We start from the raw sequence: 16,662 nt of genomic DNA, 5'->3' as shown, positions 1-16,662 counted from the left end.
CAACCCGGCAGTTTGCCAGACAAACCACTTTTGTGGCGCGGATTAGCAAAAAACCATGTGCAAACGCCGGCCGGCAAGCCGAGATCAAACCCGCCGGCCGGCCGATTTTGGCCTAGAATAGCGGGATGGCTCATATTACGCTTGTCCTGCCGTTCGCCCTCCCGCTCCCCGAATTCGCTCCCGACCTGGTCCGCGCCCTGCAGGCGCCGGCACTCAGCGCGCTGCTGTCGCGCACGTCGAGCGACCGGCGCGCCCCCAAGGCCGACGTTGCCCACGCCCTGCCGCATGAAACCTGGCTGGCGCGCGAGCTCGGCCTTGCCGACGATGGCCATACCCCGTTCGCCGTGGCCGCCATGCGCGGCTTCGGGCTCGAACCCGGCGCCGGCCGCTGGCACCTCGTCACGCCGGCCCACATCCAAATCGCGCGCAGCCACCTGATGATGGCCGACACGCGCCAGGTGAGCCTGGACGACGCGGACGGCCGCGCGCTGTTCGAGGCCGCCCGGGGCCTGTGCGAAGAGATCGGCCACGAACTGCGCTATGGCGACGCCCACACCTGGTTCCTGCGCGCCGACGACTGGACCGGTTTCGAGACCGCCAGCCCGGACACGGTCGCCAATATGGACCTGACCGACTTCATGCCGAAGGGCGTCGGGGCGCAAGCCTACCGGCGCCTGCAGAACGAGGTGCAGATGGCCTGGCACGCGCACCCCGTCAACGCCGCGCGCGAGGCGCGCCGGCTGCCGGTGGTGAACGCGTTCTGGGTGTGGGGTGCAAGCATGCAGGCGCAGCCGCCTTCGACAACGATGGCCACCTATGCCGTCCCCGGTTGGCTGGCCGCCCTCGGCCAGCAGCGCCTGACGTCGCTCGAACGCCTGGACGGCATCCTGGCGCAGGATGGCCTGCTGGTCGCCGGCAACCTGGGCGAGGCGGCGCTGGCCGCCGACTGGAACGGCTGGCTGCAGGGCATGCAGCACCTCGAAGACACACTGTTCGCGCCGCTGCTGGCTTCCCTCAAGGATGGCCGCGTGCGCGAACTGCGCCTGGTCCTGAGCAGCCGCGAAGGCCTGGCCGAGCACACGACGACCGCGATGGCGCAGCGCAAATTCTGGCGCCGCCCGACATTGGATTCACTGACTTGACCCAGAAGACCCGTATCTCCACCCGCCCCTGCCCGTTCCGCATCTCGGAACTGCTGCGCCAGGATGGCGTCCACCCGGTGCTGGCGCGCATCTATGCCGCGCGCGGCCTGGAGCACGTGCGCGAACTCTCGAGCGAGCTGGCGGCGCTGTCCCCACCCTCGGGCCTGAAGCACATCGACGCCGCCGCCGTGTTCCTGGCCGACGCCATCCAGGCCGGCAAGCGCATGACCATCGTCGCCGACTACGATTGCGACGGCGCCACCGCCTGCGCGGTCGCCCTGCGCGGCCTGCGCGCGATGGGCGCCGAGGTCGACTACTTCGTGCCCAACCGCGTCGTGCACGGCTATGGCCTCACGCCCGGCATCGTCGAGATCACCGCGCGCGAAAAGAATCCCGACATCATCGTCACGGTCGACAACGGCATCGCCAGCATCGAGGGCGTGCTCGAGGCCAACCGGCTCGGCATCGAAGTCGTGGTCACCGACCACCACCTGCCGGGCGACACGCTGCCCCCGGCGCGCGTGATCGTCAATCCGAACCAGCCCGAATGCGGCTTCCCCAGCAAGAACCTGGCCGGCGTCGGCGTGGTGTTCTACGTGCTGCTGGCCCTGCGCGCCGAGCTGCGCCGGCGCGGCGTGTTCGACGCCCAGACCCAGCCCAAACTCGACAGCCTGCTCGACCTGGTTGCGCTGGGCACCGTGGCCGACGTGGTCAAGCTCGATGCCAACAACCGCATCCTGGTCGCGCAAGGCCTCAAGCGCATGCGCGCCGGCCGCATGCATCCGGGCGTGGCCGCCCTGTTCCGCGTGGCCGGCCGCGAAGCGCGCTGCGCCTCGCCGTTCGACCTGGGCTTTGCCGTCGGCCCGCGCCTGAACGCCGCCGGCCGGCTGGAAGACATGGCGCTCGGCATCGAGTGCCTGACCACCGACGACGAGGGCCGCGCCTGGGCCATCGCCCAGCAGCTCAACGAGATCAACCTCAAGCGGCGCGAGATCGAGGCCGAGATGCAGGACACCGCCCTGCTGCACCTGGATACCTTCGAGCCCACCAGCGCCAGCACCATCGCCGTGTTCGACGAAGGCTGGCACCAGGGCGTGATCGGCATCGTGGCCTCGCGCCTGAAGGAAAAATTCTATCGGCCGACGATCACCTTCGCCCCGGCCGGCGACGGCTGGATCAAGGGCTCGGGCCGCTCGATCCCGGGCTTTCACTTGCGCGATGCGCTCGACCTGGTGTCCAAGCGCGTGCCGGGCCTGATCGACAAGTTCGGCGGCCATTCAATGGCGGCCGGCCTGTCGATCCGCCACGACGCCTTCGAGCATTTTTGCCAGGCCTTCGAGGCGGTCGGCCAGGCCTGGCTGACCGAGGCCCAGCTCGAGCGCATCGTCGAGACCGACGGGCCGCTGGAAGATGAGTTCTACTCGACCCAGTTCATCGAACTGATGGATGGCCAGGTCTGGGGCCAGGGCTTCGCGCCGCCGGTGTTCTGCGACGAGTTCCGCGTGATCAGCCAGCGCGTCCTGAAGGAGCGCCATTTGAAACTGCTGCTGGAGAAAAACGGCCGCCGTTACGATGCGATCTGGTTCGGGCATCCCGACAGCCTGCCCGAGCGCGCGCGGGTGGCGTTCAGGCTCGATGCGAATGAATACAATGGGGTGACCAAGGTGCAGTTGCTGGTGGAGCATGCCGAAGCGGCCTAGCTCGACTTCAGCCGGTACCAGGCAATCCCGATCAGCTCATACGAGGCATACCACGCGCGCCGCATGCCTTCGGCACTCGGCGCCCAGGCGCCCGCGCCGCGCGCCTGCTCGCCGAAGAACATGGTCGGCGCATCCGTCACCTGCAGCCCGCCGCGCTGGAATACGGTGCGGGCGCGCTCCATGTGCATCGCATCGGTCACCAGCAGCACGCGTCCGACCTTCTCGGGACGCAGCAGCGCGGCGCTGAACATCGCATTCTCGGCCGTATTGCGCGAGCGTCCCTCGACCCAGCGTACCGGAACCCCGAAGTCCTCGCGCAACGCGGCGGCCATCGCATCGGCGAGGCTCATGGCGCCTGGACCTGGCGCGCCGCCGCTGACCAGGATCGGCAGCCCGGTGCGCCGGTGCAGGTGCGCCGCGTAGCGCAGGCGCGCCAGCGCGATATGGTCGGGGATGTCGCGGTCGCCGTATTCCGGCGCCGCCCGCAGGCGGCCGGCCGCCAGCACCACGATCGCCTGCGCCCCGGCCTTTTCCGGCTCGCGCAGCGGGGTCGCCATCGCTTCCAGCGGCCGGACCAGGAAGCCCGCGCCGGCGCCGCTCGACAAGAAGACCAGCAACGCCAGCGCCGCGCCGGCGACGATGCCGCCGGCACGGCGCCAGCGGTGGCGCAGCAGCAGGCCGATCGCGATCAGGAGGAGCAGGCTGGCGGGAGGAAGGATCAGGTTGCGCGCGACCGCGTTAAGCAGTTCTGTCACTGGGGCGATGGTTCATGAACGGGAACAACGCAGTATAAACCCGACACTGACCTAAGGATAATTCCTGGCGACATGCAGATTGCATTCCCGCTATGATTGCCCGGTTCTGGACTACGCTCGCCGGCCCGAACCGGTGTAAGTACGCATGTTTTCACTCATCCTCAACGGCATCGGCACACTGATGCATTTCTACGTGGCGCATCGCCTGTATGCGCTGGCGCCGATACGCACGCGCGTCAAGGCGCGCTGGTGGTGGCTCGGCGCCGTGGTGGTCTGGGCCGTCTACCTGCTCGGCGTGCGCCTGGGCGACGCCGCCCTCGACTGGCGCTGGTGGCCGGGTCAGTTCGCCATGACCTGGCTCGGCATCCTGTTCGTGATGACGCAATACCTGCTGCTGGCCGACCTGGCGACCGGCTTCGGGCTATGGCTGCGCCAGTGGGCGCCAGGGATCCTGGCGGCCGGCGCCATCGCCGGCGTGTCGGTCAGCGCCTTCGCCATCTTCCAGGCGGTGCGCGCGCCCGGCATCGTCGAGCACGAATTGACGCTGGCCGGACTGCCGCAAGCGCTCGACGGCACGACCCTGGTCGCGATCAGCGACACCCACCTCGGCGCCCAGCGCCGCGCCGCCTGGCTCGGCAAGCGGGTCGACCAGATCAATGCCCTGGAACCGGCCGCGGTCGTGATGCTGGGCGACCAGGTCGAGGACGAGCCGATCAACGACGACCAGTTGGCGCCGGTGCTCAAACGCCTGCGCGCGCCGCTGGGCGTGTGGGCGGTGACGGGCAACCACGAATACTACGGCGACGCCGGCGGCACGATCGAGGAATTCTCCGCCGGCGGCGTGCAATGGCTGCGCGACGAGCGGGTCGAGATCGCGCCCGGCCTGCACCTGGCGGGGCTGGACGACATCGGGCGCGCCATGCGCGGCGGCGGTGATATTTACGCCGGACTGGAGCGCACGATTCCGAGCCGCGCGCAGGGCGCCACCATCCTGCTGGCGCACATCCCGGCGCCCGGCCTGGTCGAACGCGCGGCGCGCGAAGGCGTGAGCCTGATGCTGTCCGGCCATACCCACGGCGGCCAGATCTGGCCGTTCAGCTATCTGGTCAAGCGCGAATTCCCGCACCTGGTCGGACTGCACCGCGAAGGCGACATGCAGCTGGTGATCAGCCGCGGGGCCGGCGGCTGGGGGCCGCGCATGCGGCTGTGGCAACCGGGCGAGATCCTCAAGCTGACCCTGCGCGCGCCGCAACCGTGAGTGTCAGCGCGGGCCCGACGCGCGGTAGGTCTCGCCGATCTTCATGACGAAGAATTCGTCATCGGCCACGCCCTGCGCCTTGCGCGCGGTGGCCAGGTCGATCGCGGCCTGGTCCAGCCTCTCCTGCCCCATCGGATACGTCCCCCAGTGCATGCCGACGCTGCGTTTGACGCGCAGCTCGCGGTGGATGCGCACCGCTTCGTCCGGGCTCACGTGCGAATTGCGGTACCAGACCGGCTGGTAGGCGCCGATGCCGATCGCCGCCAGGTCGAAGCCGTCGAAGCGCGCCGCGATGTCCTGGATGTCTTTCGAGTACCCCAGGTCGCCCGAGAAGAAGAAAGAATGCCCCGGGCGCGTCACCGCGAAGCCGCCCCACAGGGTCTCGTTGCGGTCCCACAGCGAGCGCGCCGACCAGTGATGCACCGGCAGCAGGTGCAGTTCGAGCCCCTGGTAGACGGTCTTGTCCCACCAGTCCAGCTTGACGATGCGAGAGCGGTCGCCGCCGGTGACGTTCTTTTCCAGCCACAGGTCCACGCCCAGCGGCGCCACTAGCAGCGGCGGGCCGCCGGCCTGGCGGTACAGCCGGCGCAGCGAGTCGCGCGACAGGTGGTCGTAGTGCGAGTGGCTGATCAGGACCACGTCGATGCGCGGCAGGTCGGCGAGCGACACGCCCGGCGGCTGGTGACGCTTCGGCCCGGCGAAGGACAGCGGCGAGGCGCGTTCGTCGAACACCGGATCGAACAGCAGGTTCACGCCCGTCCCGGTCTGGAACAGGAAGGTCGCATGGCCGATCCAGGTCAGCGCCGGGGTGCCGCGGTTGGCGTGGATGAAGGCCAGGTCGGGCGCCACCGTCGGAATCGGCGCGCTCGGGGCGCGCACGGATGCGTCCTCGGTCCAGTTCCTGATGCGCGCCGCCCAGCCCTCGAAGAAGCCGAGTGTCGGGCGCTGGTAGGCGGGGTTGTTCGGGTAGTTGTTGGCGAAACCTTCGGGCCGGTGGTGCGGCTTGCTGGAGTCGAAATAAGGATGTTGGTTCGCACACCCAGCCCCAAGCAAGACAAGGATCAGGATGAGTAGTACGGGTAAAGTACGCATGCAGCAGAGTCCGGGCTGTCGAAAACGCAAGTATAGGGGCAGTTGCAGGCGGAGTTGTGGCCTTGTTATCGAGAAATTGCCGATAACTTGGCAAGCTTGCCATGATCTGCCCTTACCTGGCGGTATCCAGCGTGTCATGACGCCTGTCCAGGCATCGATTTCGGACCGATATCGCCTCTGACTGATGTGTTTTCCGTGGCTTTCCGGTACGATAGCGCCTTTTGCTGGCTGGCCATTTAGCGCTAGCAACCCCGCAGCGACATCCTCGCCTCCCGGGACGTTCAATGCTCGAACCCGCGGTGCAGGACGCAAAGCTGGGTTCCCTCTACTGGAAGCGAATGGAGAATCCCCAGATCCCTCAGCCGCGCCCCCGCAATCTCGTCTTGCTCGGCTGTGTGCTGCTCGTGCTGCTCATGATCGGCGCCGAGGGCCTGCGCTGGAGCCGCAGCGCCCACGCCGCCGGCCAGCCGAGCCTGGCCGGCGCCATGCGCGGCGGCCCGGTCACGCTCACCGAACTGTCGAGCACCCATATTCCCGCGCCGCAGGGCATGCCGTCGGCCCACGCCAGCTCGATGACGCCGCTGCCGGGCAACCGCATGCTGGCCTTCTGGTGGGCCGGCAGCCGCGAGAGCGGTCCCGACGTCAAGGTGTATGCCTCGACCTGGGCCAATGGCGCCTGGAGCGCGCCGTGGATGGTCGCCAGCCGCGAGTCGCTCGGCGCCGCGCTCGGTTTCGGGGTGCGCCGCATCGGCAATCCGGTCGCCTGGACCGACCGCGACGGCAAGATCCACCTGTACGTCGTCGCCACCGGCCTGGGCGGCTGGGCGGCGTCGCGCATCGCCCACATCGTGTCGAACGACCAGGGCGCCAGCTTCCGCGTGCGCCGCGTGCTGCCGACCTCGCCGCTGTTCAACACCAGCGCGCTGGTGCGCACCTCGCCGCTGGCGCTCAGCGACGGCGGCTGGTGGCTGCCCGTCTATTTTGAGATCGGCAACAAGTATCCGATGCTGATGGCGTTCGACGCCCAGGGCAACCCGACCTCGCTGGCGCGCATCGGCCAAAGCACCTCGACCCTGCAACCGGCGATCGTGGCGGTGTCGAAGACCGAGGTGCGCGCCCTGCTGCGCGACGACAGCGACGCGCGCCGCATGCAGCACGCGGCCAGCCTCGACGGCGGCGCCAGCTGGCAAGACCTGCCGGCGCTCGACCTGCCCAACCACAATACCTCGATGGCGGCCATTCGCCTGTCCAGCGGCCAGTTCCTGATGCTGCACAACCACGCCGCCGACGACGCCTCGGCGCGGAGCAGGTTGCGCCTGTCGATTTCCGACGATATGCGCACCTGGCGCACGGTGGCCGACATCGCCAAGGGCAAGGCCGGCGACGAATTCTCGTATCCGACCCTGCAGCAGGTCGGCGACGAACTGCATGTGACCTACACCTGGCAGCGCCAGGCGATCGCCCACCACCGCTATCGCATCAACGCCGGAGGACTGATTTGATGAACCTGCCAGATCTCTCGCTGCAAATGCTGTACGGCCGCCTCGGCTGGGCGATCGTCCTCGCCACCCTGGCGTGCGCGCTGTGGCGCCGCTCGGCGCCGATGTCGCGCGTGGCGCTGGCCGCGGTGCTGGCGCTCGCGCTGGCGGCGATGGCCCTGCCGGGCGAACTGTCGCCGGCCTGGTGGCTGGGCCTGGCCTTCCAGTATCCGAGCGGCCTGCTGGTCGGCTGCTGCCTGCTGCGCCTGGCCGAGCGCTGGCATGGCATCCGCCGCAGCCAGGTGATGCCGCAGGCGCTGGCCGGCGTGCTGGTCGTCAGCGGCGCCCTGCTGTATCTCGACGCCGTCGGCTTCCTGGCGCGCGGTTTTTATTATGCCGGCTTCGGCCAGGCCGCCGCGCCGCTGCTCGGCATCGCCGCCGCCATCGTCTGTGTCGTGGCCATCATGCGTGGCCATGCGCGCGGGCCGGCGGCGAGCCTGCTCGGCGCGCTCGCCCTCTTCGCCCTGCTGCGCCTGCCGACCGGCAACCTGTGGGATGCCCTGATCGACCCGCTGCTGTGGGCCTGGGCCGTGGCCGTCCTGCTGGCCGCCGCGCTGCGCCGCACCGGACGCCGCGCTTCCGACCGCCTGGCGGAACCCGAGCCCGATCCGGTCCCGGCGCCAGGACTGCGGCCGCTGGCGGCCGAACATTTTTCGTCTTTGAAGGAGTAATTTAGTGGTACATAACAAATGGTACAAGCATCCGGTGATCATCTCGGCCAGCATCATCAACGCGTTCTGCCTGCTGCTGGCCCTGATCTGGGCCAACAACCCGCATGAGCTGTCGCGCCTGCTGGTGGAAGACGGCATCGTCGAATGGATGCAGTTCCTGGCATTTTCGCTGACCTCCGGCCTGCTCGGCTATGTCGCGATCGACCGCTGGAAGACCGAGGGCTTCAATCTCGGCGTGCTGGTGCTGGCCGGCCTGACCGGCCTGGTCGCCCTGGCCGCGCTGGAAGAAATCAGCTGGTTCCAGCGCATCCTGCAGATCCAGTCGCCGGAATGGTTCCTGCAAAATAACCGCCAGGCCGAGACCAATCTGCACAACCTGGGCTTTGGCAAGGAAAGCCTGCACAAGGCCGTGCTGCTGAAGGTCATCGTCATCACCGGCCTGATCCACAACCTGTTCCTGCCGCTGCTGGCGCTCAAGCGTCCGGCGATCCGCGCCTTCGTCGAGCGCTTCGGCCTGTACCTGCCGCCGCTGGCCGCGTCGGTGCCGTACCTGATCCTGGTGATCCTGTCGCACCTGCTGGTCGACCATCCACGCAAGGGCGAGCTGGGCGAGACCTTCGGCGCGGTGCATTACATGGCCACCGTGTTCGGCGCCTATTTCGTCGGCGTCGCCTATGGCAAGAAACCGCTGTTCGAAGGCATCAACGCGCGCCGCGTGTCGGTGCTGTTCACGCTGCTGATGTTCTATCTCCTGATGACCGGCTGGATGCTCAGCGCGGGCGCCGGCGCCGATGCGGCCATCGCCACGGGCCTGGGCGCAGACTAAAGCGTCAACGGGGCGGCGCACGCGTCGCCCCAACTTATCCTCACGACTACTTCCTGCAGTCGCACCCGCGGTCGAACACGACCGCCCATCTCCCCGGCGCTTCCAGCCGCCACACCGTGTTGAAGCTGCCGATGCGGCGGCCGGCCGCATCGCGGATCGGACCGCTGCTGTAGGCCAGCGTGCCCGACTCGACCACTTCCACCTGCTCGGGTTCCCACGAGAACGGCGGCTGCTGGCCGTCGTAGTAGCGGCGCCAGGCTTTCAGCACCGCGTCCTTGCCGCGCTGGGCGTCGCTGCCCGTCATGAACACCGCCTCGCGCGACAGGTAACGGCCAAAGCCCTCGAAGTCGCGCCCCGCCATGGTGGCAGCGAAGGCGCGCTCGTGCGCCATCACCTGGTTGCGCAAATCGTCGTGCGAAACACGCGCACGGCCGGCGGCGATGGCGGCCACCAGGCAGACGACGATCAATGATAGCGAGCTGAGGCGCATTCCGCGAGGTCGAAACTTTGCTATTTGGCAATTGAGCGATTCTGTCACGGGGCGGCCCGCTTGACAACCGCTCCTTGCACGCTATCCTGAAACGGAGTATAAACACTCCACGATCGGAGGAATCATGAGCCTAGCCTACGCCTACCCCAAGAGCCGCTTCGAGCCGGCAACCCTGGTCGACCTCCACTCGCGGGCCGAGCGCGAGCGCTTGTCGCAGTCGGCGCTGAAGGGTTTCTTCCGGCTGGCGACGGCCTGGAACCTGCGCGACGACGATGCGCGCGAACTGCTCGGCGGCCTGTCGTCCTCGGCGTTCTACGACTGGAAGAAGAACCCCGACCGGGTGCTCGAAGTCGACCGCATCACCCGCATTTCTTACCTGCTCGGCATCTATAAAAGCCTGCACATCCTGTACGGCGACAAGCTGGCCGACGAATGGGTCCAGCTGCCCAACACCAACCCCATCTTCGCCGGCCGCACGCCGCTTGCCTTCATGCTCGGCGGCGGCCTGCTCGCGATGCAGAGCGTGCGCCGCCTGCTCGACGCCCGTCGCGGCGGCCTGTAAACGATGGGCAATCTACGGCCACGCCTGACCCTGCTCCGCCAGAACGATACCTGCCGCCTGATCCCCTCGCGCTTCGCCGACATGGAAGACTCGGTGCTGGCGCCGCTGGCCGAGGGCGACGACGTGCTGCGGGACCTGTTCGACCTCGATAACGCCACCAACGACCGCCTGCGCGGCGAGTCCGGGCTGTTGCCGGGCATCGGCGTGGACGAGCTGGTGTTCGGCGTGCCGAACTTCCGCATCATCAATGCCGCCTTTACCTATGCGCGGCCCGAGGGCAGCCGCTTCAATGACGGCGACCGTGGCGCCTGGTATTGCGGCTTCGATGCCGAGACGTCGCTGGCCGAGGTGATCTTTCACAAGACGGTGGAATACGCCGAGATCGACCGCTTCGACGACAGCGTCACCTACCAGTGCCTGCTGGCCGATTTCAGCGCCAGCTTCCATGACGTGCGCGGCATCGCCGCCTACGAGGACTGTCTCGACCCGGGCAGCTACGTCGCTTCGCAGGCGCTGGCCAGCGAACTCCTCGACGGCGGATCGATGGGCGTCATCTACCCCAGCGTGCGGTACACGGGCGGCACCTGCCTGGCCTGCTTCCGGCCGGCGCTGGTCGGCAATGTGCGCAAGGCGCAGACCTATCGGTTAACATGGGCGGGTTCGCCGCATCCTGCGGTCGAGATTCTTTGAACAGATTCACGATGAAAACCAAACCCGAGAAAGACACCGAACTGCACGACAAGATCAACCGCGAGACCGGCCGCATCAAGTGGAGCGAGCTGGAACGCCACTTCGCCAGCGGCTCGGTGATCTGGGTCAGCGAAGCGCTGGACCTGATCGACGTCGCCCTGCGCATCGCCCACGACGACCGCGACAGCGTGACGCGCTGGATGAACGAGGGCAGTGTGGCCAAGGTCAGCGATGCGCAGGCGCAGGCCTGGTCGGAGGCCGACGAGGTCTTGTGGGCGTCGGTGGTGAGCCCGTTCGTGCTGGTGCAGCCCGAGAAAAAGCAGCTGCATTAAAAAAACGCCGGCAGTCGCCGGCGTCTTTGCTTCACGTTGTTGCTTCGCTTACTTCGACAGGTCCACCGCGTACAAGGCCGTGCCCTTGCCGCTGCCATCGTCGGCCTTCAACTGGCTGACGTTGTCGATCCCCGCCTCCCGCGCCAGCGCGACCAGCTCAGGCGCCGAATGGAACACCACCGGCCCGGCGGTCTTCACCTGGGCAAAGCGCCAGCTGCGCGCCGCGCCCTGCGCCTTGCGGCTCAGTTCCCTGGCATTGCGGATGTAGTCGATCAGGATGTCGCGGTTATTGTCGGGCGAAGCCAGCACCACATTGCTGCCATCCAGGCCCGGGAAATCGCCGCCGCCGCTGGCGCGGTAGTTATTGGTCGCCACCAGGAATTCCTGATTGGCCTCGACCGGCTTGCCCTGGTAGGACAGTTTGCGGATGCGCTCACCCGGCGCGCGCGTCACGTCGATCTCGTAGCTCACGTCGGGCGAGGTGATGGTGTCGAAGTTAAAGCTCGGGAAGCGGCTGTTGACCAGCTCCTGCGCCTCTCGCTTCGCAGGATCGATGGTGTTGAAACGCCCCGCCGCCGTTTCCAGCCACGCCTTCAGGCCCGCGCCGTCGACCTTCACCGCATACAGCGAATTCGGGAACAGGTACAGGTCGGCCGCGTTGTTCAGGGCCAGGTCGCCGGCCGGCACGTCGGTGTAGTCGGCCACGGTCGGAAAACCGGCCTTGAATGGCGCCGTCACCGACAGCACCGGCAGCTTCGCGTACTGCGGCAGGTTGGCCTGGACGTACTTGCGGACATACTCGGCCTGGGCGCGGTTGACCACTTCCAGCGCCGATGGATCGCCGACGTCGGCGAAATAGGTCGTCATGCGAAACGCCGACCTGCCGACCGGCGTCTTGACGTAGGCGATGGTCGCCTCGTGCTCGGCGCGCACCAGCGCCGTCACTTCAGGGTCCGGCGCGACGAAGGTCTTCGGCGCGGTCTGGGTCGAACGCGCCTCGACCACGGTCTTGTCCTTCTCGACCGTCCAGTGCTTGCCGTCCGACTTCAGGTGCAGCTGGACCACGCCCAGATGCTTGCCCCACTGGCTCGGCATCACGGCGGGCACACCGTGCACCAGGCCGCGCGCCTTGTCCACGCCTGGCAGGTTGAACTGGGGCACGCTGCTGTCCTTGTTCGGGAACAGCTGGTGCGAGTGGCCCATCAGCACCACGTCGACGCCCGGCACCTTGGCCAGGTGCCAGTTGGTGTGTTCCATCTTCGGCGAATAGGCCGCGTCGTCGAGGCCCGAATGGCCCAGCACCACCACCAGTTCCGCGCCCTTGTTGCGCATCTCGGGGATGTAGCGCTCGGCGCTGGCCTTGACGTCGACCGGCTTGACGCGGCCCTCGAGCCAGCGCTTGTCCCAGGCCATGATCTCGGGCGGCGTGAAGCCGATGATGCCCACCTTGACGGTGCTCTCGACCTGCTTGCCGTCCTTGCCGGTCGCGACGATCTTCTTGTCGATGATCTTGTAGGGCGCGAACAGCGGCTGGTCGGTCTGCAGGCTGTGGATATTGGCCAGCACGATCGGGAAGTTCGGGCCGGCGCAGGGCTTGGCCTGCGGCGCGACGTCCTTGACCTGGAAGCTGCTGCCCGTGACCTGGTTCAGGAATGGCAGGCCATAGTTGAACTCATGGTTACCCACGGTACCGCCCTCGTAGCCGAGCGCGTTCATGATTTTATAGATGCCCAGCACCTGGTCGCAGGCCGGCGGCTTGACCAGCGCCTGGTAGTCGGCGAAAGCCGTGCCCTGGATCGTGTCGCCATTGTCGAGCAACAGCGTGTTGGCGAATTCCTTGCGCGCCTGCCGGATCAGCGTGGCGGTGCGATCGAAGCCGATGGAGGCGTCCGGCGCCAGCTTGTAGTAATCGTAGCCGACCACGTTCGAATGCAGGTCGGACGTCTCGAGCACGGCCAGCACGGCGGTCGCACCGCTCGGAGCCTGGGTGGCGTGGACGGGAAGGATGAGCAGCAGCGGCGCGAAGGCCATGCCAATCTGGTAACGCAAAATGCGGTTCATGGGGAATCCGGGAAACTAGACGGGGCCGATGATACGGCAGCGGCGACTCCCATGGCAATCCATACGGCCACGTCAGGTATAATCCCCGGTTCGATTCAACCAACCAATGAGACTGCCGAGACCATGGAAGCCGAACGCATCAACGCCATTTCCGCCCTGCTGAACGACCTGACCGGTCGTGAGGCCGAACTTCGGAGGTATCTTTGACTTCGATAAGAAGTCGGAGAAACTAGAACAGGTCAACCAGGAGATGGAAGACCCATCGATCTGGAACGACCCGAAGAAAGCCCAGGAAATGGGCAAAGAGAAGAAGGCGCTGGAAGGCGTCGTCCTCGTCCTCGAAAAGGCCAAGGGCGACCTGGCCGACGCTCGCGACCTGTTCGACATGGCGCGCGAAGAAGGCGACGACGACACCATCGAAGCGGTGTCGGGCGACCTCGATGAAGTGCAGAAAGTCATCGAGGCGATGGAATTCCGCCGCATGTTCAGCAATCCGATGGACCATGCGAACTGCTTCATCGACATCCAGGCCGGCGCCGGCGGCACCGAAGCCCAGGACTGGGCCTCCATGCTGCTGCGTCAATACCTGCGCTACTGCGAACGCAAGGGCTTCAAGGCCGAGATCCTCGAACAGTCCGAGGGCGAGGTCGCGGGCATCAAGACCGCCACCATCAAGGTCGACGGCGAGTATGCCTATGGCCACCTGCGCACCGAGACCGGCGTGCACCGCCTGGTGCGCAAGTCGCCGTTCGACTCGGCCAACGGCCGCCATACCTCGTTTACCTCGCTGTTCGTGTATCCGGAAGTGGATGACTCGATCGAGATCGAGATCAACCCGGCCGACGTGCGCATCGACACCTACCGCGCATCGGGCGCCGGCGGTCAGCACATCAACAAGACCGATTCTGCGGTGCGCCTGACGCACGCCCCATCGGGTATCGTGGTCCAGTGCCAGAATGACCGTTCGCAGCACCGCAACAAGGCCGAGGCCTGGGACATGCTGCGTGCGAAGCTGTACGAGCTCGAACTGCGTAACCGCATGAGCGAGCAGCAGAAACTGGAAGACTCCAAGACCGACGTCGGCTGGGGCCACCAGATCCGCTCCTATGTGCTCGACCAGTCGCGCATCAAGGACCTGCGTACCGGCTTCGAGACGGGCAATACCAAGAACGTGCTCGACGGCGATCTGGACGATTTCATCTCCGCATCCCTCAAGCAGAACGTTTAATAAGGTAGAGCCCCGATGACCACTCCCGCCCGCGCGCTGATCTTCGACATGGATGGCACCATCGTCGACAATATGGACTTCCACACCAAGGCGTGGATCACCTTCTTCGCGCGGCGCGGGAAAGTCATCGAGCCCGATGCCTTCTTTCGCGACACGGCCGGCCGCCAGGGCAAGGAAATCCTGCGCCACTACATCCGCGAAGACCTCACCGACGACGAGCTGGCGACGCTGAACCACGAGAAGGAAGATCTGTACCGCGAGCTGTACGGCCCGCACCGCGCGACCCTCCCCGGCTTCGATGCCTTCATCGAGGCCGGCCGCGCCCGCGGCTGGAAACTGGCGGTGGCCACCTCGGCTTCGCCGGGCAGCGCGCGCTTCATCCTCGACGAGATGGACTTGCGCCCCCGCTTCGACGCGGTGGTCGTCGGCACGGTCGACGTCCCGCGCGGCAAGCCGCATCCGGACGTCTTCCTGAAGGCGGCCGACCGCTGCGAGACGATGCCGGCCGGGTGCATCGTGTTCGAGGACGCGCCGCTGGGCGTGGAAGCGGCGCGCCGCGCCGGCATGCGCGCGGTGGTGCTCACCACCACCCTGCCGGCCCAGGCCTTCGCCGAGTTCGACAACGTGATCGCCGTCGTCAACGATTTCACGCAGCTGGACGTTGAGACGCTGCTGGCCTGAACCAACCAAAACTAGAATCAAATTACATGAACACCGAAAACCAAGAACAGGCTCCACTGCTGGCGGCCGACGAAAACAAGATCATGGCCGAGCGCCGCGCCAAGCTGGGTGCGATCCGCGAGAAAGGCGTCGCCTTCCCCAACGATTTCGTCCCGCAGCACAAGGCGGCCGACCTGGTCGAAATCTATGGCGGCAAGACCCGCGAAGAGCTGGAAGCCGAACCGGTCGCCGTCGTGCTGGCCGGCCGCATGATGCTGCGCCGCGAAGCGGGCAAGAAAGCCGCCTTCGCCACCCTGCAGGATAGTTCCGGCCCGGCGGCATCGGGCCGCATCCAGGTGTACATCGCCCTCGACAACGCCGGCGAGGAAGCCATGGAAGCGCTGCGCAGCTACGACCTGGGCGACATCCTGGGCGTCGAAGGCACGCTGTTCAAGACCAAGACCGACGAGCTGACCGTCAAGGTGACCGCGCTGCGCCTGATCACCAAGGCGATCCGCCCGCTGCCGGACAAATTCCACGGCCTGGCCGACCAGGAGACCAAGTACCGCCAGCGCTACGTCGACCTGATCATGAACGAAGAGACGCGCCGCACCTTCAAGGCGCGCACCGCCGCGATGTCGTCGATGCGCCGCTTCATGGAAAAGAACGGCTTCATGGAAGTCGAGACCCCGATGCTGCACCCGATCCCGGGCGGCGCCGCGGCCAAGCCCTTCATCACCCACCACAATGCGCTGGACATGGAAATGTACCTGCGCATCGCGCCGGAACTGTACTTGAAGCGCCTGGTCGTGGGCGGCTTCGACCGCGTGTTCGAGATCAACCGCAACTTCCGCAACGAAGGCGTGTCGGTCCGTCACAACCCGGAATTCACGATGATGGAATTCTACGCGGCCTATACCGACTACAAGTGGATCATGGACTTCACCGAACAGGTGATCCGCCAGGCCGCGATCGATGCCCAGGGCAGCGCGGTGCTGAGCTACGGCGGCCGCGAGCTCGACCTGTCGAAGCCGTTCCAGCGCCTGACCATCGTCGAGGCGATCGACAAGTACGCGCCGGGCTATACGCCGGAACAGCTGAACGACGCCGAGTTCATCAAGACTGAACTGAAGACCAAATTCGGCGTCAAGCCGTTCGCCACCGCCGGCCTGGGCGCGCTGCAGCTGGCGCTGTTCGAAGAGACCGCCGAAGCGCTGCTGTGGGAGCCGACCTTCATCGTCGACTATCCGGCCGAAGTCTCGCCGCTGGCGCGCGCTTCGGACACCCGCGAAGGCGTGACCGAGCGTTTCGAGCTGTTCATGGTGGGCCGCGAGATCGCCAACGGCTTCTCGGAGCTGAACGATCCGGAAGACCAGGCCGCGCGCTTCCTGGCCCAGGTGGCCGCCAAGGATGCGGGCGACGACGAGGCGATGTTCTACGACGCCGACTACATCCGCGCGCTGGAATACGGCATGCCGCCGGCCGGCGGCTGCGGCATCGGCATCGACCGCCTGATGATGCTGATCACCGACTCGCCGAATATCCGCGACGTGCTGCTGTTCCCGCACTTGCGCAAGGAAGACTGATGGATGAAAGCCGCCGAAAGGCGGCTTTTTTGTTTGTGGCGATGTCGTGGGGTGGACGGGTCTCCCGTCCA

16 protein-coding genes are annotated in these 16,662 nt (G+C 66.7%); 12 read left to right on the top strand and 4 right to left on the bottom strand.

Annotated features, from left to right (window positions below; genetic code table 11):
• Nucleotides 1-125 precede the first annotated feature (125 nt).
• Nucleotides 126-1,142 carry a hypothetical protein gene (locus tag HMPREF9710_RS22590; protein WP_005670260.1) on the top strand — a complete coding sequence of 339 codons (1,017 nt, stop codon included), beginning with the start codon at nucleotides 126-128 and terminating at the stop codon, nucleotides 1,140-1,142.
• On the top strand, nucleotides 1,139-2,842 hold the full coding sequence (gene recJ / locus HMPREF9710_RS22585) for a single-stranded-DNA-specific exonuclease RecJ (RefSeq protein ID WP_005670258.1): 1,704 nt from the start codon (nucleotides 1,139-1,141) through the stop codon (nucleotides 2,840-2,842). The genes HMPREF9710_RS22590 and recJ overlap by 4 nt, the downstream gene beginning before the upstream one ends.
• Here the strand turns inward: recJ and HMPREF9710_RS22580 are convergent.
• Nucleotides 2,839-3,597 (bottom strand): YdcF family protein, encoded by a 759-nt coding sequence (locus HMPREF9710_RS22580; protein WP_005670255.1) that lies wholly within the window; start codon nucleotides 3,595-3,597, stop codon nucleotides 2,839-2,841. The genes recJ and HMPREF9710_RS22580 overlap by 4 nt on opposite strands.
• A gap of 145 nt (nucleotides 3,598-3,742) precedes the next feature.
• Here HMPREF9710_RS22580 and HMPREF9710_RS22575 point away from each other — a divergent pair, with 145 nt between their 5' ends.
• Nucleotides 3,743-4,855 carry a metallophosphoesterase gene (locus HMPREF9710_RS22575; protein WP_005670253.1) on the top strand — a complete coding sequence of 371 codons (1,113 nt, stop codon included), beginning with the start codon at nucleotides 3,743-3,745 and terminating at the stop codon, nucleotides 4,853-4,855.
• Between the two features lie 3 nt (nucleotides 4,856-4,858).
• Here HMPREF9710_RS22575 and HMPREF9710_RS22570 read toward each other — a convergent pair whose 3' ends face one another.
• Nucleotides 4,859-5,947 carry an MBL fold metallo-hydrolase gene (locus HMPREF9710_RS22570; RefSeq protein ID WP_005670250.1) on the bottom strand — a complete coding sequence of 363 codons (1,089 nt, stop codon included), beginning with the start codon at nucleotides 5,945-5,947 and terminating at the stop codon, nucleotides 4,859-4,861.
• A 284-nt stretch (nucleotides 5,948-6,231) separates the two neighbouring features.
• On the opposite strand from HMPREF9710_RS22570, the gene HMPREF9710_RS22565 reads away from it, so the two are divergent.
• From HMPREF9710_RS22565 to HMPREF9710_RS22555, 3 genes are read left to right on the top strand one after another with little or no spacing between them, the layout of a single operon-like run.
• A complete protein-coding gene (locus HMPREF9710_RS22565; RefSeq protein WP_005670248.1) occupies nucleotides 6,232-7,449 on the top strand; it encodes a sialidase family protein in 1,218 nt (405 codons plus the stop codon).
• Complete coding sequence (locus tag HMPREF9710_RS22560) at nucleotides 7,449-8,156, top strand: hypothetical protein (protein ID WP_005670245.1); 708 nt, start codon at nucleotides 7,449-7,451, stop codon at nucleotides 8,154-8,156. Before HMPREF9710_RS22565 ends, HMPREF9710_RS22560 begins: the two co-directional genes overlap by 1 nt.
• 4 nt (nucleotides 8,157-8,160) lie before the next feature.
• Nucleotides 8,161-8,982 carry a hypothetical protein gene (locus HMPREF9710_RS22555; RefSeq protein ID WP_005670244.1) on the top strand — a complete coding sequence of 274 codons (822 nt, stop codon included), beginning with the start codon at nucleotides 8,161-8,163 and terminating at the stop codon, nucleotides 8,980-8,982.
• Between the two features lie 46 nt (nucleotides 8,983-9,028).
• Here the strand turns inward: HMPREF9710_RS22555 and HMPREF9710_RS22550 are convergent, their stop codons facing one another.
• On the bottom strand, nucleotides 9,029-9,472 hold the full coding sequence (locus HMPREF9710_RS22550; protein ID WP_005670243.1) for a YybH family protein: 444 nt from the start codon (nucleotides 9,470-9,472) through the stop codon (nucleotides 9,029-9,031).
• A 124-nt stretch (nucleotides 9,473-9,596) separates the two neighbouring features.
• On the opposite strand from HMPREF9710_RS22550, the gene HMPREF9710_RS22545 reads away from it, so the two are divergent.
• The 3 genes from HMPREF9710_RS22545 to HMPREF9710_RS22535 are packed head-to-tail and all read left to right on the top strand — an operon-like array spanning nucleotide 9,597 to nucleotide 11,056.
• Complete coding sequence (locus HMPREF9710_RS22545) at nucleotides 9,597-10,034, top strand: antitoxin Xre/MbcA/ParS toxin-binding domain-containing protein (RefSeq protein WP_005670241.1); 438 nt, start codon at nucleotides 9,597-9,599, stop codon at nucleotides 10,032-10,034.
• A 3-nt stretch (nucleotides 10,035-10,037) separates the two neighbouring features.
• Nucleotides 10,038-10,724 carry an RES domain-containing protein gene (locus tag HMPREF9710_RS22540; RefSeq protein ID WP_005670239.1) on the top strand — a complete coding sequence of 229 codons (687 nt, stop codon included), beginning with the start codon at nucleotides 10,038-10,040 and terminating at the stop codon, nucleotides 10,722-10,724.
• An 11-nt stretch (nucleotides 10,725-10,735) separates the two neighbouring features.
• Nucleotides 10,736-11,056, top strand: a complete 321-nt coding sequence (locus HMPREF9710_RS22535; protein ID WP_005670238.1) for a DUF2288 domain-containing protein — start codon at nucleotides 10,736-10,738, stop codon at nucleotides 11,054-11,056.
• A 48-nt stretch (nucleotides 11,057-11,104) separates the two neighbouring features.
• Here the strand turns inward: HMPREF9710_RS22535 and HMPREF9710_RS22530 are convergent, their stop codons facing one another.
• A complete protein-coding gene (locus HMPREF9710_RS22530; RefSeq protein WP_005670237.1) occupies nucleotides 11,105-13,117 on the bottom strand; it encodes a bifunctional 2',3'-cyclic-nucleotide 2'-phosphodiesterase/3'-nucleotidase in 2,013 nt (670 codons plus the stop codon).
• Between the two features lie 123 nt (nucleotides 13,118-13,240).
• On the opposite strand from HMPREF9710_RS22530, the gene prfB reads away from it, so the two are divergent.
• From prfB to lysS, 3 genes are all read left to right on the top strand, one after another.
• Nucleotides 13,241-14,345 (top strand): peptide chain release factor 2 gene (gene prfB / locus HMPREF9710_RS22525; RefSeq protein ID WP_143054595.1). Its coding sequence is split into 2 segments (ribosomal slippage): nucleotides 13,241-13,321 and nucleotides 13,323-14,345, totalling 1,104 coding nucleotides; the frame shifts between segments, so codons are not numbered across the junction.
• A 15-nt stretch (nucleotides 14,346-14,360) separates the two neighbouring features.
• Nucleotides 14,361-15,026 carry an HAD family hydrolase gene (locus tag HMPREF9710_RS22520; RefSeq protein ID WP_005670235.1) on the top strand — a complete coding sequence of 222 codons (666 nt, stop codon included), beginning with the start codon at nucleotides 14,361-14,363 and terminating at the stop codon, nucleotides 15,024-15,026.
• A 26-nt stretch (nucleotides 15,027-15,052) separates the two neighbouring features.
• A complete protein-coding gene (gene lysS, locus HMPREF9710_RS22515) occupies nucleotides 15,053-16,591 on the top strand; it encodes a lysine--tRNA ligase (RefSeq protein WP_005670234.1) in 1,539 nt (512 codons plus the stop codon).
• Nucleotides 16,592-16,662 lie beyond the last annotated feature (71 nt).

It is taken from the genome of Massilia timonae CCUG 45783 (assembly GCF_000315425.1).
Taxonomy (GTDB): Bacteria; Pseudomonadota; Gammaproteobacteria; order Burkholderiales; family Burkholderiaceae_D; genus Telluria; species Telluria timonae.
The sequence above is the reverse complement of the archived record's forward strand: the minus strand, read 5'-3'. Positions and strand labels throughout refer to the sequence as shown.